We start from the raw sequence: 20,859 nt of genomic DNA on the forward strand, positions 1-20,859 counted from the left end.
CCCTGGGCGCATGGCGATCTCGAGCACCCCCGGCGCCGGCGGCCCGGCGCAGACCACCGGCGCGACCACGACCGTCCTCGTCGTCGAGGACGAGCCCGCCATCGCGCAGGCGATCAGCCAGCGCCTGTCCGCGGAGGGCTGGCGCGTCGAGACGGTCGGCGACGGCCACGCGGGCGTCGAGGCCGCGGCCCGGCTGCAGCCCGACGTCGTCGTGCTCGACGTGATGCTGCCCGGCATCGACGGCCTCGAGGTGTGCCGGCGCGTGCAGGCCGAGCGACCCGTGCCCGTCCTCATGCTCACGGCGCGCGACGACGAGACCGACATGCTCATCGGCCTGGGCGTCGGCGCGGACGACTACATGACCAAGCCGTTCTCGATGCGCGAGCTCGTCGCCCGCACCAAGGCGCTGCTGCGGCGCACCGAGCGCGCGGCGCAGGCGGCCGCGCTGCAGGCGACCCAGCCCGACGCGATCCCGCCCCTCACGGTCGGGGACGTCGTCGTCGACCGCGCGCAGCGCCGCGTGCACCGGGCCGGCGAGGAGGTCCACCTCACGCCCACCGAGTTCGACCTGCTGCTGACCCTCGCGGCGACGCCGCGCACCGTCCTGACCCGCGAGCGCCTGCTCGCGGAGGTCTGGGACTGGGTCGACGCGAGCGGCACCCGCACGGTCGACTCGCATGTCAAGGCGCTGCGGCGCAAGCTCGGCGCGGACCTGATCCGCACGGTGCACGGCGTCGGCTACGCGTTCGAGCCGGCGACGGCACCCTCGGCGTCACCGGCCCCGTGAACGCGGGGGTCCCCCGGCACTCGCGCGCGGACGGGCGCCGGCCGCTGCTCCCGGACGTGCGCCCGCTCGACAGCTTCCGCTCGATCAAGATCAAGCTCGGCATCCTCGTCGCGGCGACCGTGACCCTCGCGGCGTTCGTCACGTGGCTGGGCCTGCACAACTCGCTCGGCCCGAGCCGGACGCTCCCGCTGGCCGTCGCGTTCTCGCTCGTCGTCACGCAGGTCCTCGCGCGCGGCATGACGTCGCCCCTGCGCGAGATGACCGCGGCGGCGCGCGCGATGGCGAGCGGCGACTACTCCCAGCGCGTGCAGGCCACGAGCCACGACGAGGTCGGCCAGCTCGCGGCGGCGTTCAACACGATGGCCGAGGACCTCGAGTCGGCGGACACGCTGCGCCGCGAGCTCGTCGCGAACGTCTCGCACGAGCTCCGCACCCCGGTCACGGCGCTGCAGGCGCAGCTCGAGAACATCGTCGACGGCGTGAGCGAGGCCGACCCCGCGACGATGCGCGCGGCGCTCGCCCAGACCGAGCGGCTCGGGCGGCTCGTCGCGTACCTGCTCGACCTCTCGCGGGTCGAGGCCGGCGCGGTGGGCCTCGACATCACCGACCTCCCGCTGCGCGAGTTCCTGCAGGAGGCGGCCGACGAGGCCGCGCTCGTCGGCGCCGAGCGCGGGCTGCGCTTCCCCGTCGTCGTCGAGCCGCCCGACCTGACGGTGCCCGCCGACCGCGAGCGCCTGCACCAGGTCGTGGCGAACCTCCTGCACAACGCGGTGCGGCACTCCCCGACCGGCGAGGAGGTGCGGCTCGAGGCGCGCCGCTCGGGCGGTGACGTGCGCATCGACGTCGTCGACCACGGCCCCGGCATCGCCCGCGACCAGCGCCAGCACGTCTTCGAGCGGTTCGTGCGGGGCAACACCCCGGCGATCACGGGCCAGAGCTCGACGGGCGGGACGGGCCTCGGCCTCGCGATCGTGCGGTGGGCCGTGGACCTGCACGGCGGCTCGATCGCGGTCGCGGACACGGGCGCCGGCGCGGGCTGCACGATGCGCGTCACGCTCCCCGCTCGCCGCTGACGCGACCCCGCGCGCGGGACACGCCCGGGCGCTCGTGCCCCGGGCGGCGCGCTCAGTAGGGTGCCGCCATGAGCCCGACCGCAGTCGAGGACGGCATCAGCGTCCGCAACCTGTCCAAGTCGTTCGGAGCCGTGCGGGCGGTCGACGACCTGTCCTTCGACGTGCGCCCGGGGCGCGTCACGGGGTTCCTGGGCCCGAACGGCGCGGGGAAGACGACGACGCTGCGCATGCTGCTCGGGCTCGTCGAGCCGACGTCGGGCACCGCGACGATCAGCGGGCGCCGCTACGCGGACATCGAGCGCCCGCAGCGCGTCGTGGGCGCTGCGCTCGAGGCCGCGAGCTTCCACCCCGGCCGCACGGCGCTGGACCACCTGCGCGTCTACGCACCGCAGGCGGGCGTGGCGGACGCGCGCGCGCACGAGGTGCTCGGCCTCGTCGGGCTCTCGGACGCGGCGCGTCGGCGCGTCGGCGGCTTCTCTCTCGGCATGCGCCAGCGGCTCGCGCTCGCGACGACCCTGCTCGCCGACCCGCGTGTGCTGCTCCTCGACGAGCCGGCGAACGGGCTCGACCCCGAGGGCATCCGGTGGCTGCGCGTCTTCCTGCGCGCGCTCGCCGCCGAGGGCCGCACGGTGCTGGTCTCGAGCCACGTGCTCTCCGAGGTCGAGCAGACGGTCGACGACGTCGTGATCATCGCGCGCGGCCGGCTCGTGCACGCCTCGACGCTCGCGGACCTCGAACGGCTCGCGGCGCCCGGCGTGCGGGTGACGTCGCCCGACGTGGCCGGGCTGCACGCGCTCGTCGAGCGGCAGGGCTGGGCGCTCGCGCCCCTCGCTCCGGCCGGCGACGGCGTCCCGGGCGCGCTCGCCCCCGCGGGTGCCGCGACGGCCGCGACGCTCGAGCTGCGCGACGTCGACGCCGCGACGGTGGGCGCCGCCGCGTTCCGTGCCGGCCTCGAGCTGCACGCGCTCGCGCCGCGGGACACCGGCCTCGAGTCGATCTTCCTGGGCCTGACCGGCGGCGGGACCCCGCCACCGCCCGCGGCCGCCGCCCCCACGACCCCCGCCGGAGGTGCCCGATGAGGGCCGCGCTCGTCACCGAGTACCGCAAGATCGTCACGACGCGGCTCTGGTGGGTCCTGCTGCTCGTGATGGTCGGCTACATGATGTTCATCGCCGGGTTCATGGCGTGGGCCTTCACGCAGGGCGGGGGCATGGGCGGCCCGACCCCGGGCGGCGGCGGCGAGCAGCCCGACCTCACCCCGGAGGCGGTCGTGCGCACCGTCTACACGATCGCCGTGACGTTCGGCTACGTGTTCCCGGTCGTGGTGGGGGCGCTGTCGGTGACGACCGAGTTCCGGCACCAGACGATCACGCCGACGCTGCTCGCGGAGCCGCGGCGGGGCGTGGTCCTCGTGGCGAAGCTCGTCGCGGGCCTCGTGATCGGCGTCGTGTTCGGGACCGTCGCGACGCTCGTGACGGCCGGCACGGGTGCGGGGGTACTCGCCGCGCTCGGGGAGCCGACTTTCCTCGGCGAGGCGGAGACGTGGCGCACGCTCGCGCTCTCGGCGCTGGCGCTCGCGATGTGGTCCGTCGTCGGCGTGGCCCTCGGGACGGTGCTGACGAACCAGGTCGCGGCGATCGTCGTGCTCATCGCGTTCACGCAGTTCGTCGAGCCGGTGCTGCGTGTCGTCCTGGCGCTGACCTCGTGGGGCAAGGACATCGCGTCGTACCTCCCCGGGGCGGCCGGCGAGGCGGTCTCGGGCGGGTCCTTCTACGCCGAGGCCGGCATGGCGTCGCTGCTCGACTGGTGGCAGGGCCTGCTCGTGCTCGTCGCGTACGCGGTGGTCCTCGTGGTGGTCGGGCGCGCGACGACGTTCCGGCGCGACATCACATGACCTTGCCGACCCGGCGCGCACCGGGTCTTGGGGCCCGGGAGGCAGCCCCGTGACCCCCGGTTGACCACCGCGGACCGACTTGACGGAAGTGCCGAGGGAAGCGCTCTCCCAGCCGGTGCGGAGTGCTCGTCCGGGAGCGCGCTGACGTAGGGTTGTCGTCAAACAGATCCGGCGATGACGCGGCGCGGCCGCGGCGGAAGTGGGCGATCCTCGCGTGTCCCAGAAGGCAGAGCCAGTCTCGAGCAAGGCCGATTTCGGCGCCAACGAGTGGCTCGTCGACGAGCTGTACGAGCAGTACCTCAAGGACAAGAACGCGGTCGACCCCGCGTGGTGGGAGTTCTTCGAGGGCTACAAGCCGGGCGAGGGCGGTGACGGCAGCGGCGCCGGAGCACCCGCCGCGCCCGCGACGACGCCCGTGCCCGCGGCTCCCCCGGTGACGCCCGCCGGCACGGGCAACGGGCAGCCGGTGGCCCCCACGCAGCCCGCCCCCGCACCCGCCGCCGCGGCGCCCGCCCAGGCCGCACCGGCGCCCGCGAGCTCCGGCGACGCGGACGCGATCCCCGAGCCCGCCGAGCCCGTGGCGACGATCCCGCCCGTCGCGACCGCGCAGCCCGCGACCGCGCCCTACGCGGAGGTCGCCACCGCGACCCGCAGCGTCGCCGCCGACGCCGCCGAGCCGACCGACGAGATCCAGAAGCTCCGCGGCCCCGCGGCACGCGTCGTGACGAACATGGAGGCGAGCCTCGAGGTCCCGACCGCGACGTCGGTGCGCGCCGTGCCGGCCAAGCTCATGGTCGACAACCGCATCGTCATCAACAACCATCTCGCGCGCGGCCGCGGCGGCAAGATCTCCTTCACCCACATCATCGGGTTCGCGCTCGTCGAGGCGCTCAAGGACATGCCGGCCATGAACGCCGGCTACAGCCTGCTCGACGGCAAGCCCGCGGTCACGACCCCGGCGCACGTGAACCTCGGCCTCGCGATCGACCTCGCCAAGCCCGACGGCACGCGCCAGCTGCTCGTCCCGAGCATCAAGAAGGCCGAGACGCTCGACTTCGCGCAGTTCTGGAGCGCGTACGAGGATGTCGTGCGCCGCGCCCGCGGCAACAAGCTCACGGTCGACGACTTCGCGGGCACCACGATCTCGCTGACCAACCCGGGCACGATCGGCACCGTGCACTCGGTGCCGCGGCTCATGGCCGGCCAGGGCACGATCGTCGGCGTCGGCGCGATGGACTTCCCCGCCGAGTTCGCCGGGACGTCCGAGGACCAGCTCAACCGCATGGGCATCTCCAAGGTGCTCACGCTCACCTCGACGTACGACCACCGCATCATCCAGGGCGCGCAGTCGGGCGACTTCCTGCGGATCCTCGCGAACAAGCTGCTCGGCCAGGACGACTTCTACGACCGGATCTTCCGGTCGCTGCGCGTGCCGTACGAGCCCGTCCGCTGGGTCCGCGACTCGCCGTCGGACCCCGACACCGAGGCCACGAAGCCCGCGCGCATCGCCGAGCTCATCCACTCCTACCGCTCGCGCGGCCACCTCATGGCCGACACCGACCCGCTCGCCTACCGCCAGCGCAAGCACCCCGACCTGGACATCCAGAACCACGGGCTCACGCTGTGGGACCTCGACCGGACGTTCCCGACCGCCGGCTTCACCGGCAAGCCCCGGGCGAAGCTCCGCGAGATCCTCGGCCTGCTGCGCGACTCGTACTGCCGCTCGATCGGCATCGAGTACATGCACCTGCAGGACCCGCGCCAGCGCCGCTGGCTGCAGGAGCGCCTCGAGTCCGGATACGCCCGCACGCCGCGCGAGGACCAGCTCCGCATCCTGCGCCGCCTCAACGCCGCCGAGGCGTTCGAGACGTTCCTGCAGACCAAGTTCGTCGGCCAGAAGCGGTTCTCGCTCGAGGGCGGCGAGGCCGTCATCCCGCTGCTCGACGCGATCCTGTCGAAGGCCGCGGACAACGGGCTCGACGAGGTCGGCATCGGGATGGCGCACCGCGGGCGGCTCAACGTCCTCGCGAACATCGCCGGCAAGTCGTACGGCCAGATCTTCAGCGAGTTCGAGGGCAACCAGGACCCCAAGTCCGTCCAGGGCTCCGGCGACGTGAAGTACCACCTCGGCACCGAGGGCACGTTCACCGCGGAGTCGGGCGCGACGACCCAGGTGTACCTCGCGGCGAACCCGTCGCACCTCGAGGCGGTCGACCCGGTGCTCGAGGGCATCGTGCGGGCCAAGCAGGACCGCATCGACCTCGGCGGCGACGGCTTCTCGGTGCTCCCGATCCTCATCCACGGCGACGCGGCGTTCGCGGGCCAGGGTGTCGTGTGGGAGACGCTCAACCTCGCGCAGCTGCGCGGCTACCGCACCGGCGGCACCGTGCACGTCATCATCAACAACCAGGTCGGGTTCACGACCGGCCCCTCGTCGTCGCGCTCGTCGCAGTACGCGACCGACATCGCGAAGGGCCTGCAGGTCCCGATCCTGCACGTGAACGGCGACGACCCCGAGGCCTGCGTGCGCGTCGCGGAGCTCGCGTTCGAGTACCGCGAGCAGTTCGACCGCGACGTCATCATCGACATGGTCTGCTACCGCCGGCGCGGCCACAACGAGGGCGACGACCCGTCGATGACGCAGCCGCTTATGTACAACCTCATCGAGGCGAAGCGCTCGGTGCGCAAGCTCTACACCGAGACGCTCGTCGCGCGCGGCGACATCACGCTCGAGGAGGCCGAGCATGTCCTCAAGGACTACCAGGCCCAGCTCGAGCGCGTGTTCACCGAGACCCGCGAGGGCGGCTACACCCCGCCGCCGTCGAGCGAGCCCGTCGCGGGTCTGGAGCGGCCCGAGTCGCAGCTCGAGGACGCCGGGATGATGGTCGGCTGGAAGACCGCGGTCGCCCCCGCGGTGCTCGAGCGCATCGGCCGTGCGCACGTGCGCCCGCCCGAGGGGTTCACCGTCCACCCGAAGCTCGCGCAGCTCCTGACCAAGCGCGAGCAGATGTCCCGCGACGGCAACATCGACTGGGGCTACGGGGAGCTGCTCGCCTTCGGGTCGCTGCTCATCGAGGGCACCCCGGTGCGCCTTGCGGGCCAGGACTCGCGCCGCGGCACGTTCGTCCAGCGCCACGCGGTCATGCACGACCGCGAGACCGGCGCCGAGTGGACGCCGCTGCTGTACCTGTCGGCGGACCAGGCGAAGTTCTGGTGCTACGACTCCTCGCTCAGCGAGTACGCGGCGCTCGGCTTCGAGTACGGCTATTCGGTCGAGCGGCCCGACGCGCTCGTGCTCTGGGAGGCGCAGTTCGGCGACTTCGTCAACGGCGCGCAGACCGTGATCGACGAGTTCATCACCTCGGCCGAGCAGAAGTGGGGCCAGCGCTCGTCGGTCGTGCTGCTGCTCCCCCACGGCTACGAGGGCCAGGGCCCCGACCACTCGTCGGGCCGCATCGAGCGGTTCCTGCAGATGTGCGCCGAGGAGAACATCACGGTCGCGCAGCCGTCGACGCCCGCGTCGCACTTCCACCTGCTGCGCCGCCAGGCGTACATGCGCCCGCGCCGCCCGCTCGTGGTCTTCACGCCCAAGTCGATGCTGCGCCTCAAGGCCGCGTCGTCGTCGGTCGAGGACTTCACGAACGGCACGTTCCGCCCGGTCATCGGCGACGACCTCGCCGCGGCCAAGGCGAACCAGGTCGACCGCGTGCTGCTGTGCTCGGGCAAGGTCTACTGGGACCTGCTCGCCCACCGCGTCACGTCGGGCGACGAGCGCACGGCCATCGTCCGGCTCGAGCAGCTCTACCCGCTCGACGCCGACGGGCTGCACGAGGCGCTCGCGCCGTACGGCGACGCCGAGCTCGTGTGGGTCCAGGACGAGCCCGAGAACCAGGGTCCGTGGTCGCACATCTCGATGAACGCGCCCCAGCTGCTGGGCCGCACCCTTCGGGTCGCGTCGCGCGCCGCCTCGGCGTCGCCCGCGGCCGGCTCGGCGAAGAAGCACCAGGCCGAGCAGGCGCGGCTCATCGAGACGGCGTTCGCCCGCTGACCTGAGCCGACCGCCCGGCCTCACGCCGGAACGACGGACGCCGCGCTCCCGCCCGGGGGCGCGGCGTCCGGCGTCTGCGGGGCGGGTGCCGGAGCGTTCCCTCAGACGCGCACCTCGTCCGCCGCGGCCCGCGGCGCGGGGTTGGCGAACGTCCGCCGGTAGGCCTGCGGGCTCGTGTCGAGCGCCCGCGCGAAGTGGTGCCGCAGCACCGACGCGCTGCCGAACCCGCAGCGGCGGGCGATCTCCTCGATGCTCGCGTCGGTACGCTCGAGCATCTCCTGCGCGCGCGAGAGCCGCTGGCGCGTGACCCAGGCGGCTGGCGTGGTGCCGGTCTCGGCGCGGAACCGGCGGGCGAACGTGCGCTCGGACATCAGGGCCCGCGCGGCCAGCTCGGGCACCGCGAGCTCGGCGTCGAGGTGCTCGACCATCCACGCGAGCAGGGGTGCGAGGGTGTCGGCGTCGCACGGCAGCGGGGTGTCGACGTACTGCGCCTGGCCGCCGTCGCGGTGCGGCGGCACGACCATGCGCCGAGCGATGGCCGCGGCGGGGGCGGTCCCGAGCTCGCGACGCACGAGGTGCAGGCACGCGTCGATGCCCGCGGCGGTGCCGGCGCTGGTGATGATCCCGTCGTCCTCGACGTAGAGCACGGCGGGGTCCACCTGGGCGAGCGGGTACTCGCGCGCGAGCTGGTCGGTGTACATCCAGTGCGTCGTGCAGCGACGGCCGTCGAGCAGCCCGGCCTCGGCGAGCCCGAACGCGCCGCTGCAGACGCTCAGCACCCAGGCACCGCGGGCGTGCGCGGCGCGCAGGGCCTCCCCGACGGCCGGGGGCAGCGCGGCGGGCGAGCCGTACGCGGGCAGCACCACGAGGTCGACGCCCTCGGTCGCGTCGAGCCCGCGCTCGACCATGATCCCCAGCCCGAGCTTCGTCGGGACGAGCCCGGGCTCGACGCCGCAGATCGTGAAGTCGAACACCGGGCCGCCGGTGTCGCGGCGGTCGATCCCGAAGACCTCGCACACGACGCCGAGCTCGAACGGGGCGACCCCCGGCAGGACGATCGCGGTCACGGAGCGCAGCATGCGCCCAGTATGGCCACGGGCTTGGCAGAACTTCAACGACCACCGTCGGTCCTGCCACTGTCGGCAGGAACACGGCTGTCGCAGACTTTCTGCCATGAGCCTCTTCCTGATCGTCCTCGCCGTCGCCCTCCTCGTCTGGTGGGTCGCCCGCCTCGTCGCCGTCGTCCGCGAGGACGGCTACGGCCTGCGTCCCCCGCCTCGCTCGCACGAGCACGACCACCCCGTCCGCGCCTGACCACCTCCACCCGCACGGGTGATCCGGCGCGCCTGCGGATGACCGCTCGCACACGCGTACGGCCTGAGACACTGTTGGCCGGACTGTGCCGAGGACCGGGGGAACACTCCCGTGCCCGCGGACGCGCGAGACGGGTGGGAGTGATGACTGTGGGCGAGCTGCCGGTGCGCCTGGCGGTGATCGGCGACGAGCTCGCCGCGGGCGTCGGCGACCCCAAGGGCCTCGGCTGGGTCGGTCGCGTCGCCGGCCGCACGCGCACCGCCTCGCCCCTCGGCGTCTTCACGCTCGCGGTGCCGGGCGAGACCACCACGGCGCTCGGCGCCCGGTGGGAGGAGGAGGTCGCGCGCCGGTTCACCCCGGACGCCGACAACCGCCTCGTGATCGCGCTCGGGCGGGCCGACGCCGGCGCCGGGCTCTCGCTCGCCCGCAGCCGGCTCAACCTCGCCAACATCCTCGACGTCGCCGAGCAGCGCCGCGTCCCCGCGTTCGTCGTCGGGCCACCGCCCGGCCGGGCCGTCGACGGCGACGCGCTCTCCGACCTCTCCGCGGCGTACGGCGACGTCGCGATGCGCCGGCGGGTGCCCTACGTCGACACCTACGAGCCCCTCGCCGCGCACGAGCAGTGGCTCGGGGACCTCGCCGCCGGCGACGGCCTGCTGCCCGGCCAGGCCGGCTACGGGCTCATGGCCTGGCTGGTGCTGCACACCGGGTGGCACACCTGGCTCGGGCTGCCCGACGACGCGGCCTGACGCCGCCCGACGCCACTCCGCACAGCACGACGGCAGGCCCGCGCCGCAGCGCCGACCTGCCGTCCGTGCCGAGCCCGCGGTGCGCCGCTAGGAGACCAGGCCCGCCGCGCGCAGCTCGACCGTGAGGTCCTGCGGGTTGGACGCGACCGAGCACGCCTCCTCGTAGGTCACGACGTCGTCGCGGATGAGCTGGAACAGGTGCTGGTCGAACGTCTGCATCTTGTAGTACTCGCCGTCGCGGATCAGGTCGAGCAGCGGCGGCGCGTTCTGCGGGTCGACGATCGCGTCGGCGGTCCGGCCCGTGTTGACCATGACCTCGATCGCGGCGCACCGCCCCGTGCCGTTCGCCCGGCGGACGAGCCGCTGCGACACGATCCCGCGCAGCGCCTGCGCGAGCGCCACGCGCACCTGCTTCTGCTCGTGCGGCGGGAAGAAGTCGACGATGCGGTTGATCGTCTCGCCCGCGTCGATCGTGTGCAGCGTCGAGAGCACCAGGTGCCCTGTCTCGGCCGCGGAGAGCGCCGCGCGGACCGTCTCGACGTCGCGCATCTCGCCGACGAGGATCACGTCGGGGTCCTGGCGCATCGCCGCACGCAGCGCCGCGGTGAAGTCGGCGGTGTCCTGGCCGACCTCGCGCTGGGAGATGATCGCCTTCTTGTCCTGGTGCAGGATCTCGATCGGGTCCTCGATCGTGACGATGTTGACCTCGCGGTACACGTTGATGAGGTCGACCATCGACGCGAGCGTCGTCGTCTTGCCCGAGCCCGTCGGGCCGGTCACGAGCACGAGCCCGCGCGGCTCGAGCGCGAGCTCACCCACGACCTCGGGGAGCCCGAGCTCGCCGAGCGACTGCGCTCCGACGGCGACCCGCCGGAAGACCATGCCGAACGTGCCGCGCGCCTGGTAGGCGTTGACGCGGAACCGCCCGACGCCCGGCACGGAGTACGCGAAGTCCGCCTCGTGCGTGTGCCGGAACGACTCGACGAGCTCCTCGGGCACGACCTCGGCGACCATGTGCTCGGTGTCGCGCGGCTTGAGGTCGGGGACCTGCAGCTTGCGCAGCCGGCCGTCGACCCGGATGCGCGGTGCGGAGCCGACCTTGACGTGCAGGTCGGAGCCGCCCGTGCTCGCAAGGGCGTGCAGGAACGGGATGACCGACAGGGGCTCACTCACGTCCGTCCTATCGGGACCCGGACGCGCGCACTTGAACGTTCCGCCGGGCGGTTTCCGCGCAGGGGCCCACCCCGGCGCCGCACCGGGCGGGTGTCGGTGCAGGTCGGGACGGACGGCGCACCGACGCACCCCTCCGCTGTGGGACCATGGACGCGAATCCGGCGCACAGCACGCGCGCCAGAACACGAGGAGACACCGATGAGCAAGCGCGGACGCAAGCGCCGTGCCCGCAAGGGCAGCGCAGCGAACCACGGCAACCGTCCCAACGCCTGAGGCGTTGGCGATCGGTCGCTGACATGACGAGGGGCCCGGTGCACGCGCACCGGGCCCCTCGTCCTGTCTCTGGCGGTCTGTGGCGGGTCAGCCCTCGGCTGGCTGCGTCCGCGCGACGGTCAGCCGCTCGTGGATGCGCAGGCGCAGGTCCGCGGGCGCCTCCTCCTGGCAGCAGCGCTTGACGAGCTTCTTGACCACGGCCTCGACGTCGTACTCGCCGAGGCATGGCTCGCACTCCTCGAGGTGCGCGCGGATGCGCTCTGCGTCGGGGGCGTCGAGCTCGGAGTCGAGGTACTCGAACAGCCGCCCGAGCGCCTCGTCGCAGTCCGTCCCGCACGCGTTCGCCACGGGTGCGCCCGGACCGGGCTCCAGCGTGCTCATCGCGTCCCCTCCGGCGTCGTCGTCCCGACCAGCCCGCGCTCGCGTGCGTAGTCCTGCAGCATCTCGCGCAGCTGGGCCCGGCCGCGGTGCAGCCGGGACATGACCGTCCCGATCGGCGTGCCCATGATCTCGGCGATCTCCTTGTACGCGAAGCCCTCGACGTCCGCGAGGTACACCGCGATGCGGAAGTCCTCGGGGATCCGCGCGAGGGCGTCCTTGACGTCGGAGTCCGGCAGGTGGTCGAGCGCCTCGGCCTCGGCCGAGCGGAGCCCGCTCGACGTGTGCGACTCGGCGCGCGCGATCTGCCAGTCCTCGATCTCCTCGGCCGCCGACTGCTGCGGCTCGCGCTGCTTCTTGCGGTACGTGTTGATGAAGGTGTTGGTGAGGATCCGGTACAGCCAGGCCTTGAGGTTCGTGCCCGGGCGGTACTGGTGGAACGCCGCGAACGCCTTCGCGAACGTCTCCTGAACCAGGTCCTCGGCGTCGGCGGGGTTGCGGGTCATGCGCAGCGCGGCACCGTAGAGCTGGTCGAGGTACACGAGAGCCTCCGCCTCGAACCTGTCGGTGCGGGCGGCGTCGTCCTCGGCCTCGGGGGCGCGGTTCGTGTCCTCGGTCATCAGCGACGAGCCTAGTGCCGCGGGGACGGGCAGACCCGCCAGGGGGGTCGCGGCGTCCAGCGACACCCGCACCGAGCGGGCGGTCCGGGTGCGGGGGGCCTCCCCCGTGGGGCTGCCGACGACGCCGGCGGGCGGTGGGCTCGTGTCGAGCACGACGCTCGGGCACTCGGTGGAGCAGGTCATGACAGTCGTCAACGCGGGGAGGCGCGCGTCGATTCCCGGGCGCGGAGCCGCAGGTCCAGGACTAGCGTGGCGCCATGACGGACTCGAGGTTCCTCCAGCTGCTCCGCGCCCAGATCGGTCACGAGTTTGACGCGCACCAGCAGTACGTGGCGATCGCCGTCTGGTTCGACGGGCAGGACCTGCCCCAGCTCGCGCGCCACTACTACCGCCAGGCGGTCGAGGAGCGGAACCACGCGCTGATGATCGTGCAGTACCTGCTCGACCGGGACCTCGACGTCGCGATCCCCGCGGGCAGCCCGGTCCGAAACGACTTCACGACGGTCATCGACCCGATCGCCCTCGCGCTCGCGCAGGAGACGCAGGTCACCGAGCAGATCGAGGCGATCTTCCGCGCGGCCCGCGAGGAGGGCGACGCGCTCGGCGAGCAGTTCCTGCTGTGGTTCCTCAAGGAGCAGGTCGAGGAGGTCGCGTCCGCGCGGACGCTGCTGACGGTCGCGACCCGCGCGCGGGACAACCTCTTCGACCTCGAGAACTACGTGGCCCGCGAGCAGATCGGCGACGGCGGAGAGTCGTCCGACGCCCCCGCCGCCGCGGGTGGCGCGCTGTGAGCCGCCGCGCTCGGGCGTGCGCCGCCTGACCCCCGTCCCCGTCCCGACCCGAGTCCGCCGACCCAGGAGGTCCCCGATGCTGCTCCGCCGGTTCGCCCGTCCCCTGTTCGCGTCGTCGTTCGTCCAGCAGGGGGTCGACGCCGTCCGCAACCCCGCCGCGCACGTCGAGGTCGCGCGGGGGGCGCTCGAGCGCGTCACCGCGTCGGTCCCCCGCGGCAAGGTCCCCGCGCTCGACCGCTACCGCGAGCCCACGCCCGGGCAGCTCACGACGCTCGTGCGCGTGCACGGCGCCGCGACGGCCCTCGCCGGGCTGGCGTTCGCGCTCGGCCGCGCGCCGCGCACGTCGGCCCTGCTGCTCGCCGCGCTGACCGCTCCCCTGGCCGCCGCCGACCTCCCGGCGAAGAAGGGCGCGCACGTCGGGAGCCCCGACGCCGCGCGTGAGCGGCGCGCGCACCTGCTGCGCACGCTGTCCGCGACCGGCGGGGCGCTGCTCGCCGCCGCGGACTACGCCGGGCGCCCCGGGGTCTCGTGGCGTCTCGCGCGCTTCCGCGACGACCACGCGCACGTGCCGGCGGCGATCGCGGCGAAGGTGCCCGGGCGGGACTGAGCCCGAAGGTCCGGGGCGCGCGGCACCCGCACCGTCGGCCCGGCCCGGCCCGCACGCGCGCTCCGGTCGAACGGCCGCGGGCGCGCCGCGCGGCCGCGACGGACCGCGCCGTGAGCAGGCGAGACTCCGCGACGGGCCTGCCGATAACCTGGCGGCATGACGACCGACGCGCTGACCGACCGGCCCGACGCCGAGCACGCCGCCGCCCTGTGGCCGGCCCCGCAGGCGCCCGGCCCGCTCGACGCGACCGTCGAGGTCCCCGGCTCGAAGTCGCTCATGAACCGCTACCTCGTGCTCGCGGCCCTCGCGGACTCCCCGAGCCGCCTGCGCGGCGCGCTGCGGTCGCGCGACACGTTGCTCATGGCCGCGGCCCTGCGCGCGCTCGGCATCGGCGTCGAGGACGCCCCGGGGACGACGTCCGACTGGGTCGTGACTCCCGGCTCCCTGAGCGGCGGCTCCGACGTCGACTGCGGGCTCGCGGGCACGGTCATGCGCTTCCTGCCGGCGGTCGCGGCGCTCGCCGAGGGTCCGGTCCGCTTCGACGGCGACCCGCACGCGCGCGTGCGCCCGATGGGACCGGTGCTGCGGGCGCTGCGCGCGCTCGAGGTCCCCGTCGACGAGCACGGCGAGCCCGGGCACCTGCCGTTCACCGTCACGGGCCGCGGGCGCGTGCGGGGCGGGCACGTCGACGTTGACGCGTCTGGGTCGAGCCAGTTCGTCTCGGGCCTGCTGCTCGCGGCCGCACGCTTCGAGCAGGGGCTGACGCTGCGCCACACCGGCCCGACGCTGCCGAGCCTGCCGCACATCGAGATGACGGTCGACGTCCTGCGGGCGGCCGGTGTCACGGTCGACGACTCCCGCCCGACGATCTGGCGGGTCGAGCCGGGCACGATCGCGGGGCGCGACGTGCGCGTCGAGCCGGACCTGTCGAACGCCGCACCGTTCCTGTGCGCCGCGATGATCGCGGGCGGGACGGTCCGGGTGCCGGGCTGGCCCGCGCAGACGACGCAGCCGGGCGGGCTGCTGCCCGGGATCCTCGAGCGCATGGGCGCCACGACACGGCTCGACGGCGACGTGCTCGCGGTCACGGGCACGGGACGGATCCATGGCCTCGACCTCGACCTGCACGCCGCGGGCGAGCTCACGCCGACGATCGCCGCGCTCGCCGCCCTGGCCGACTCCCCGACGCGCATCCGCGGCGTCGCGCACCTGCGCGGCCACGAGACCGACCGGCTCGCGGCCCTCTCGACCGAGATCACGCGCCTCGGCGGCCAGGCGGAGCAGACGTCGGACGGGCTCGTCATCACGCCCCGCCCGCTCACGGGCGGGACGGTGCGCACGTACGCCGACCACCGCATGGCCACCGCGGGCGCACTGCTCGGGCTCGCCGTGCCGGGCGTGCGGGTCGAGGACGTCGCGACGACCGCGAAGACCATCCCCGACTTCGTCGGGCTGTGGTCGGGCATGCTCGGATGACCGCCGCCGCACGAGCCCACGGACGAGGCGCCTGACCGTGCCGCGTCGCCCGCTCGACGAGTCCGACGTCCGCATCCGCCCCGGACGCCGCGGCTCGCGCCCCCGTACCAAGACCCGCCCCGAGCACGCCGACTCCGAGGTCGCCCTGGTCACGGGCGTCGACCGCGGCCGGTACACCGTGCTGGCGGACGCGGGTGGGCCCGACGAACGCCCCGTGACGGCGATGAAGGCCCGCGAGCTCGGGCGTGAGCGAGTGGTCCCCGGCGACCGCGTCGACCTCGTCGGCGACACCTCGGGCGCCGAGGGGTCGCTCGCGCGTATCGTCCGGATCGTCGAGCGCACGACCGTGCTGCGCCGCACCGCCGACGACTCCGACCCCGTCGAGCGCGTGATCGTCGCGAACGCCGACCAGCTCGTCATCGTCACCGCGCTCGCCGACCCCGAGCCGCGCACGCGCATGATCGACCGCTGCGTCGTCGCCGCGTACGACGCCGGGATGGACGCGCTGCTCGCGCTCACCAAGGCCGACCTGGCCGACCCCGCGCCCCTCGTCGCGCTGTACGAGCCGATCGGCGTCCGGGTCGTCGTCACCAGCGTCGGTCCGGACGGCATCGTCGGGCTCGACGAGGTGCACCGCGCGCTCGCGGGGCGCGCGTCCGTGCTCGTCGGGCACTCCGGGGTCGGGAAGTCGACGCTCGTGAACGCGCTCGTGCCGGGGGCCTACCGCGCGACCGGCGTCGTCAACGACGTCACGGGCCGCGGGCGGCACACCTCGTCGTCCGCGATAGCGCTGCGCGTGCGGGTCCCCGAGCTCGAGGGCGACGCCCCGACGTGGGTCATCGACACGCCCGGCGTGCGGTCCTTCGGGCTCGCGCACGTCGACCCGTCGCGGCTGCTGAGCGCGTTCGCCGACCTGGCGGCGGTCGGCGAGGAGTGCCCGCGCGGCTGCACGCACACCGCGGACGCGCCCGACTGCGCGCTCGACGAGTGGGTCGCCGACGCCCCCGACGCCGAGGTCCGGGCAGCACGGGCGGCCCGCGTCGAGTCGTTCCGCCGGCTGCTCGCGAGCCGGACCGGCGCGGCCGACCCCGAGGCTCCCCCGGTCTCCGCGGCGCCCGACACGCCGACCACGCCGGACGCCTGAGGCCGGGCGCTCCCCCCGGGGCACGTCGTGCGCCGCTAGGTTGTCCGGCATGAGCCTGCGCCCCGGGTACGCCGACGACCTGCGACTCGCCCACGTCATCGCCGACCAGGTCGACTCCGTGACGATGGCGCGCTACAAGGCCCTGGACCTGCGCGTCGAGACCAAGCCCGACCTCACGCCGGTCACCGACGCCGACCGCACCGCCGAGGAGATCGTGCGCGGCCAGCTCAGCCGGGCCCGGTCACGCGACGCCGTGCAGGGCGAGGAGATGGCCGACACGGGCCACGGGCCGCGCCGCTGGGTCATCGACCCGATCGACGGCACCAAGAACTTCGTGCGCGGCGTCCCGGTGTGGGCCACGCTCATCGCGCTCATCGACGGCGACGAGGTCGTCCTCGGGGTCGTGAGCGCCCCCGCGCTCGGCAAGCGCTGGTGGGCCGCCCAGGGCTCCGGGGCGTGGACCGGCAAGTCGCTCGCCGCCGCCACCCGCCTGCAGGTGTCCGACGTCGGGCGGCTCCAGGACGCGTCGTTCTCCTACTCGAGCCTGTCCGGCTGGGAGGAGCGCGGCCGGCTCGAGCACCTGCTCACGCTGACCCGCCGGGTGTGGCGCACGCGCGCGTACGGCGACTTCTGGTCGCACGTGCTCGTCGCCGAGGGCGCCGTCGACCTGTCCGCCGAGCCTGAGCTCGCGCTGCACGACATGGCCGCGCTCGTGCCGATCGTCACCGAGGCCGGGGGTCGGTTCACCTCCGTGACCGGGGTGCCCGGGCCGTTCGGCGGGTCCGCGCTGGTCTCGAACGGGAAGCTGCACGACGCGGCGCTCCAGATCCTCGACCCGATCGACGGCTGAGGTCCGGCCGCGCGCCGGCGCGCCGTCGGCAGCGACGCCTCCCGCTCTCCCGTGTGCGCGGTGCCGGCGGTCGGCGCTGCGCGGGAGCGGAAGCGCGGCTCAGCGCGGGATCGCGCCGAGCTCGCTCGCGTCGTACCAGAGCAGGTCCCGCTCGGACAGCCGCTCGACCGCCGACTCGTCGCCCCTGAGGGCCGCGCGGACGTCCGCCGCGGCCTCGGGCTCGTCCACGTGCCCGCACGCCACGTCGCGCAGCAGCACGTCGACGGTGACGTCGACCGCGCTCGGGGCGTCGTCCTCGCCGGTCGCGAGCGTGACGGCGGCGTCCGGCACGTCGGCCGAGAGCACGAGCCGCAGCTCGGGGACGCCGGGGTGCGCGGCGATCCGCAGCAGGGCGTCGTCGGCCGCCGCGAGCTGGGCCGCGTACTCGAGCCCCTCGTCGTCCTCGTCGGGCAGCGCCGCACGCAGCGCGTCGGTCACCGCGTGCGCGCGCCGGGCGGCGAACGTCGTGCCGCCCGCCGGGTCCGAGGAGGCGCCGAGCTCGTCGAGGGTCGCGGGGAGGTAGATGCGCACGGGACCAGTGTGCCGGGTCAGGGGCCGTCCGCCCGCGACGCGCGCGCACCGACGGCCACGGGTGACGCGAGACCCTCCCGCTCGGCGGACCCGTCCGCGCGGACCCCACCGCCGACGAGCTGGGCGGCGAGCGTCGCGATCGCGCGACGGGCGGGTGAGCCGGGGACGAGCTCGTGCAGCAGCCGCGCCTCGAGCAGCGCGGCGTCGGTGGCCTGCCGGTCGTCCGGGACGAGGATCGGAGCCTGAACGCCCGCATAGCGCTCGAGGGCCGACGCGATCGCCTCCTCGGGCCGCGGACCGGCGACCGACGCGCGGACCTTGTTCACCACGACGGTGCGCCGTCCCGTGAGCCCCAGCTCGGCGAGCTCGCCCAGCGAGCGCACGAGCCGCTGGACGCCGATCGGGTCACCGGCGCCGACCACGACGACCTCGTCGGCCTCCTGGAGCGCCGAGAGCGTCGCCGCGTTGCGGTGCGGCGCGTGGGTGTCGTAGCTGAGGACCTCGTCCTGCTCGATGCTGAAGCCGCAGTCCACGACCGTCCAGCCGGTCAGCGCCCTCGCCACGGTCCACACCACCTCGAGCGACGCGGTCGGGAGCTCGGGCCACCGGTCGGCGCGCGAGACGCCCGACAGCACGCGCAGCCCGGGGGCGAGCAGCGGGGTCAGCCGGGCGAGGTGCTCGACGTCCAGCGTGCCCTGGCCTGCGGCTCGCGCGGCCGCGGCGATGCCCGGCGCCTCGTCGAGCAGCCCCACGGCCTGCGCAACTGTCCCGCCGTACGTGTCCGCGTCGACCAGCAGGGCGGCGCGGCCGAGGAGCGCGATCTCCGCGGCGAGGTTGATCGCGAGCGTCGTGCGCCCGGGCGCGCCCGTCGGACCCCACACCGCGACGAGCCGGCTCGGCTCGGGCGGCGCAAGGCCGTCGTCCCCGTCGGGCGCGACGTACTGCGGCCCGGGCGCGGGCGGTCCCGCGGTGGCCAGGTCGACTGTGTCGGCGCTCCCCGACGGACCGCGCTCGAGCAGCGCGACGACGCTGCGCACGAACGCCGTCGCGTCCGTGCCGTCCTCCGGGGCGTCGACCACGAGGTCGACGCCGAGCGCGGTCGCCCGCTCGCCCTGCCACGGGAGCGAGGGGTCGCCCAGCCCGACGACCCGGACGCCGCAGCGGTGCAGCGCGGCGACGGCCTCCCGGTCAAGCATCGGCAGGTCGGTCGAGACGAGCGCGACCCGGCCCAGCCCTGCCTCGGCCGCGGCGAGCAGCTCCGTGAGGTCGGCGCACCGACGCGTCACGCTGAGCCGCCCGGCCGTGCCGTCGACCGCCTGCACGATGCCCGCCTCGGACGCGCCGCGGATGGCGCAGAGCACCCCGACGGACACGCTCAGCCCCCCGACCCGGGCACGTGGACGACGTGCACCGAGCCCTCGCCGCCGACGGCCGCGAGGACCTCGGGCAGGAGGTCGCCGGGGACGAGCACGTGCACGACCGTCGTCCCGCCGGTGACGAACGCACCCTCGGGCCTGCTGACCTGGGCGACCGTGAGCGCGCCGGCGAGCTCGCGCGGCTCCGGGGTCGGCGCACCGGTCTCGGGCCCGCGCGCGGGCACCTCCCACAGGTCGACCTGGGCGCCCGGGACCACCTCCTGCGACGGCGCCTCGTCGACCGTGACCGGCACCGGGCGGAGGTCGAGGGCCTGCGCGTCCCCGAGCGCGCCGCGCGGGACGAGCTCGCCCGGCGCGACGACCCGCAGCGCGACTGCTCCCTCGGGGACGCCGTCCGCGACGGTGACGTACCGCTCGAGCTCGCCCGCGGGGAGGCGGACCTGCGCGACGGCGAGCTCGTCGCCGGTCACCCCCGACCCGGGCGTGAGCGCGTCGCGCGCGACGTAGACCCCGGTCGTCCGCTGGGCCTCCTGCACGACCCACGAGCCCAGCGCGACCGAGCCGGCGACCATCGCGAGGCCGACCAGGAGGCGCGGGTCGCGCCAGCCGGGACGACGCAGCCGCGTCGCGAGAGGTGCTGGCAGGTCAAGCACGGACGTGCTCATGCGACTCCCTGATGCTGCGCCGGACCGGGTGGAGGTGCCCATCATGCCGACGTTCCGGACATCTCGTGCACAGCCTTGTGGACGACGCGGGGCCCGTGCGACGGCGTGCCACACTGCGGTCATGGCTCCCAGGTTCCTCACGCTGGCCGACGTGACCGAGGTGCTCAACATCTCGGCGGCGCAGGCCTACGCGCTGGTGCGCTCGGGCGAGCTGCCGGCGATCCAGATCGGCGGGCGGCTCCAGTGGCGCGTCGAGTCGAGTGAGCTCGAGCGGTACATCGAGCGCATGTACGCCCAGACGCGCGCGCGCATCGAGACCGAGCACGACGTCGACGAGGGCGCGCAGCGCTGACGCGAGCGCGATCGGGCCGGTGGGTTCAGCCCGTCCGCACGGCGCGCACCGCACGGAACGGCACGGCCCACACCGCACCGGGACGCGGGTCGGGGACCGTCAGGTCGAGGTGGTCGGCGCCCACCCGGTCGACCCGGCCGCTGAGCTCCTCGTCGTCGAGCACGACCCGCACCGTGGCGCGGTCCCGGGCGACGGCTCGGAGCGCGTGACCGAGCGAGAGCCGGCGCTCGACCGCCCCCGGCGCTGGCGCTGCGTGCAGCGGGAGGCCGCGCACCGCGGTGACGCCTGCGGTGGGCACGAGCCAGCGCGCCGGGCCGTCCGCCAGCAGGACCCACTGCTCGGCCACGTCGAGCACCGTCCCCGTGACGCGCGCGGCGCCGGACCGGAGGGTCAGCACGTGGCCGTGGGCCGCCCTCAGCCGTGAGCCGAGCTCGACCGTGGCGCGCTCCGCCCGCGTGAGCTCGGCGACGTCGGCCGCGGCCTCGGTCGCACGCGCCGCCCCGAGCTGCGCCTCCAGGTCCGCGAACAGTGCCTCCCAGCGCATCCGCCCACGCTAGGCCACGCGAGGGCCGGTCTCGGCCGGGACGCGAGCAGGCGGCCACGCCGATCCCCCGCGGTTGTGGACAGGTGGTGGACCCCTGGGGCCAGATGCAGTACACCTAGCACCAAGCAACACCAAACTGCATCAAACAACTGCATCGCAGCGGCCGCCGCTCCCT

At 74.7% G+C, this 20,859-nt stretch carries 22 protein-coding genes; 14 read left to right on the top strand and 8 right to left on the bottom strand.

The genetic code is table 11. The features are described from left to right. The first annotated feature begins 10 nt into the window (after window positions 1-10). The 5 genes from CCE01nite_RS12700 to CCE01nite_RS12720 all read left to right on the top strand — a co-directional run bounded on the left by CCE01nite_RS12700 (window position 11) and on the right by CCE01nite_RS12720 (window position 7,802). Window positions 11-787, top strand: a complete 777-nt coding sequence (locus CCE01nite_RS12700) for a response regulator transcription factor (RefSeq protein ID WP_141372460.1) — start codon at window positions 11-13, stop codon at window positions 785-787. After that, window positions 784-1,860, top strand: coding sequence for a HAMP domain-containing sensor histidine kinase (locus CCE01nite_RS12705; protein WP_141372462.1), 1,077 nt, complete (start codon window positions 784-786; stop codon window positions 1,858-1,860). Before CCE01nite_RS12700 ends, CCE01nite_RS12705 begins: the two co-directional genes overlap by 4 nt. Window positions 1,861-1,928: 68 nt before the next feature. Then, window positions 1,929-2,939 carry an ABC transporter ATP-binding protein gene (locus tag CCE01nite_RS12710; RefSeq protein WP_141372464.1) on the top strand — a complete coding sequence of 337 codons (1,011 nt, stop codon included), beginning with the start codon at window positions 1,929-1,931 and terminating at the stop codon, window positions 2,937-2,939. After that, on the top strand, window positions 2,936-3,754 hold the full coding sequence (locus tag CCE01nite_RS12715; RefSeq protein WP_141372466.1) for an ABC transporter permease: 819 nt from the start codon (window positions 2,936-2,938) through the stop codon (window positions 3,752-3,754). Before CCE01nite_RS12710 ends, CCE01nite_RS12715 begins: the two co-directional genes overlap by 4 nt. 214 nt (window positions 3,755-3,968) lie before the next feature. Continuing rightward, window positions 3,969-7,802, top strand: a complete 3,834-nt coding sequence (locus CCE01nite_RS12720) for a multifunctional oxoglutarate decarboxylase/oxoglutarate dehydrogenase thiamine pyrophosphate-binding subunit/dihydrolipoyllysine-residue succinyltransferase subunit (RefSeq protein ID WP_141372468.1) — start codon at window positions 3,969-3,971, stop codon at window positions 7,800-7,802. A gap of 101 nt (window positions 7,803-7,903) precedes the next feature. Here CCE01nite_RS12720 and CCE01nite_RS12725 read toward each other — a convergent pair whose 3' ends face one another. Next, window positions 7,904-8,881 (bottom strand): GlxA family transcriptional regulator, encoded by a 978-nt coding sequence (locus CCE01nite_RS12725; protein ID WP_034635100.1) that lies wholly within the window; start codon window positions 8,879-8,881, stop codon window positions 7,904-7,906. A gap of 94 nt (window positions 8,882-8,975) precedes the next feature. Between CCE01nite_RS12725 and CCE01nite_RS21355 the strand changes: the two genes are divergently transcribed. Next, on the top strand, window positions 8,976-9,116 hold the full coding sequence (locus tag CCE01nite_RS21355) for a hypothetical protein (RefSeq protein WP_169744060.1): 141 nt from the start codon (window positions 8,976-8,978) through the stop codon (window positions 9,114-9,116). A gap of 143 nt (window positions 9,117-9,259) precedes the next feature. Further along, a complete protein-coding gene (locus CCE01nite_RS12730) occupies window positions 9,260-9,865 on the top strand; it encodes a GDSL-type esterase/lipase family protein (RefSeq protein ID WP_034635097.1) in 606 nt (201 codons plus the stop codon). Between the two features lie 87 nt (window positions 9,866-9,952). Here the strand turns inward: CCE01nite_RS12730 and CCE01nite_RS12735 are convergent, their stop codons facing one another. After that, window positions 9,953-11,038, bottom strand: a complete 1,086-nt coding sequence (locus CCE01nite_RS12735) for a type IV pilus twitching motility protein PilT (protein ID WP_034635092.1) — start codon at window positions 11,036-11,038, stop codon at window positions 9,953-9,955. Between the two features lie 198 nt (window positions 11,039-11,236). Between CCE01nite_RS12735 and CCE01nite_RS22605 the strand changes: the two genes are divergently transcribed. Beyond that, window positions 11,237-11,311, top strand: a complete 75-nt coding sequence (locus CCE01nite_RS22605) for a 50S ribosomal protein bL37 (protein ID WP_371861044.1) — start codon at window positions 11,237-11,239, stop codon at window positions 11,309-11,311. Between the two features lie 87 nt (window positions 11,312-11,398). Here CCE01nite_RS22605 and rsrA read toward each other — a convergent pair whose 3' ends face one another. Together rsrA and CCE01nite_RS12745 are read right to left on the bottom strand one after the other, a co-directional pair. Continuing rightward, complete coding sequence (gene rsrA / locus CCE01nite_RS12740; protein WP_034635090.1) at window positions 11,399-11,692, bottom strand: mycothiol system anti-sigma-R factor; 294 nt, start codon at window positions 11,690-11,692, stop codon at window positions 11,399-11,401. After that, window positions 11,689-12,492 (bottom strand): sigma-70 family RNA polymerase sigma factor, encoded by an 804-nt coding sequence (locus tag CCE01nite_RS12745; protein WP_282916300.1) that lies wholly within the window; start codon window positions 12,490-12,492, stop codon window positions 11,689-11,691. The genes rsrA and CCE01nite_RS12745 overlap by 4 nt, the downstream gene beginning before the upstream one ends. A 74-nt stretch (window positions 12,493-12,566) precedes the next feature. Here CCE01nite_RS12745 and CCE01nite_RS12755 point away from each other — a divergent pair, with 74 nt between their 5' ends. The 5 genes from CCE01nite_RS12755 (at window position 12,567) to CCE01nite_RS12775 (ending at window position 17,177) form a co-directional block, all read left to right on the top strand. Continuing rightward, window positions 12,567-13,100, top strand: a complete 534-nt coding sequence (locus tag CCE01nite_RS12755) for a ferritin (protein ID WP_034635088.1) — start codon at window positions 12,567-12,569, stop codon at window positions 13,098-13,100. Window positions 13,101-13,176: 76 nt separating this feature from the next. After that, window positions 13,177-13,707: a DoxX family membrane protein gene (locus CCE01nite_RS12760; RefSeq protein WP_141372470.1), complete on the top strand. Its 531-nt coding sequence runs from the start codon at window positions 13,177-13,179 to the stop codon at window positions 13,705-13,707. A gap of 156 nt (window positions 13,708-13,863) precedes the next feature. Next, window positions 13,864-15,183 carry a 3-phosphoshikimate 1-carboxyvinyltransferase gene (aroA, locus tag CCE01nite_RS12765; RefSeq protein WP_034635245.1) on the top strand — a complete coding sequence of 440 codons (1,320 nt, stop codon included), beginning with the start codon at window positions 13,864-13,866 and terminating at the stop codon, window positions 15,181-15,183. A gap of 37 nt (window positions 15,184-15,220) precedes the next feature. Next, window positions 15,221-16,327, top strand: a complete 1,107-nt coding sequence (gene rsgA / locus CCE01nite_RS12770) for a ribosome small subunit-dependent GTPase A (RefSeq protein WP_052104502.1) — start codon at window positions 15,221-15,223, stop codon at window positions 16,325-16,327. A gap of 49 nt (window positions 16,328-16,376) precedes the next feature. Further along, window positions 16,377-17,177, top strand: coding sequence for an inositol monophosphatase family protein (locus CCE01nite_RS12775; RefSeq protein ID WP_034635244.1), 801 nt, complete (start codon window positions 16,377-16,379; stop codon window positions 17,175-17,177). A 99-nt stretch (window positions 17,178-17,276) separates the two neighbouring features. On the opposite strand, the gene CCE01nite_RS12780 is transcribed toward CCE01nite_RS12775, so the two are convergent. The 3 genes from CCE01nite_RS12780 to CCE01nite_RS12790 are packed head-to-tail and all read right to left on the bottom strand — an operon-like array spanning window position 17,277 to window position 19,788. Further along, window positions 17,277-17,747, bottom strand: a complete 471-nt coding sequence (locus CCE01nite_RS12780) for a DUF6912 family protein (RefSeq protein ID WP_034635243.1) — start codon at window positions 17,745-17,747, stop codon at window positions 17,277-17,279. A 17-nt stretch (window positions 17,748-17,764) separates the two neighbouring features. Beyond that, window positions 17,765-19,108 (bottom strand): CpaE/TadZ family protein, encoded by a 1,344-nt coding sequence (locus tag CCE01nite_RS12785; RefSeq protein ID WP_246056518.1) that lies wholly within the window; start codon window positions 19,106-19,108, stop codon window positions 17,765-17,767. Window positions 19,109-19,122: 14 nt separating this feature from the next. Beyond that, the gene (locus CCE01nite_RS12790; protein ID WP_034635239.1) at window positions 19,123-19,788 is read right to left on the bottom strand and encodes a hypothetical protein; all 666 of its coding nucleotides are present in this window, start codon (window positions 19,786-19,788) and stop codon (window positions 19,123-19,125) included. Window positions 19,789-19,909: 121 nt separating this feature from the next. Between CCE01nite_RS12790 and CCE01nite_RS12795 the strand changes: the two genes are divergently transcribed. Then, window positions 19,910-20,140 carry a helix-turn-helix domain-containing protein gene (locus tag CCE01nite_RS12795; protein WP_034635236.1) on the top strand — a complete coding sequence of 77 codons (231 nt, stop codon included), beginning with the start codon at window positions 19,910-19,912 and terminating at the stop codon, window positions 20,138-20,140. A gap of 25 nt (window positions 20,141-20,165) precedes the next feature. On the opposite strand, the gene CCE01nite_RS12800 is transcribed toward CCE01nite_RS12795, so the two are convergent. Beyond that, a complete protein-coding gene (locus CCE01nite_RS12800) occupies window positions 20,166-20,684 on the bottom strand; it encodes a hypothetical protein (protein WP_034635233.1) in 519 nt (172 codons plus the stop codon). Between the last annotated feature and the right edge of the window lie 175 nt (window positions 20,685-20,859).

This window comes from Cellulomonas cellasea, from assembly GCF_006538745.1.
Lineage (GTDB): Bacteria > Actinomycetota > Actinomycetes > Actinomycetales > Cellulomonadaceae > Cellulomonas_A > Cellulomonas_A cellasea.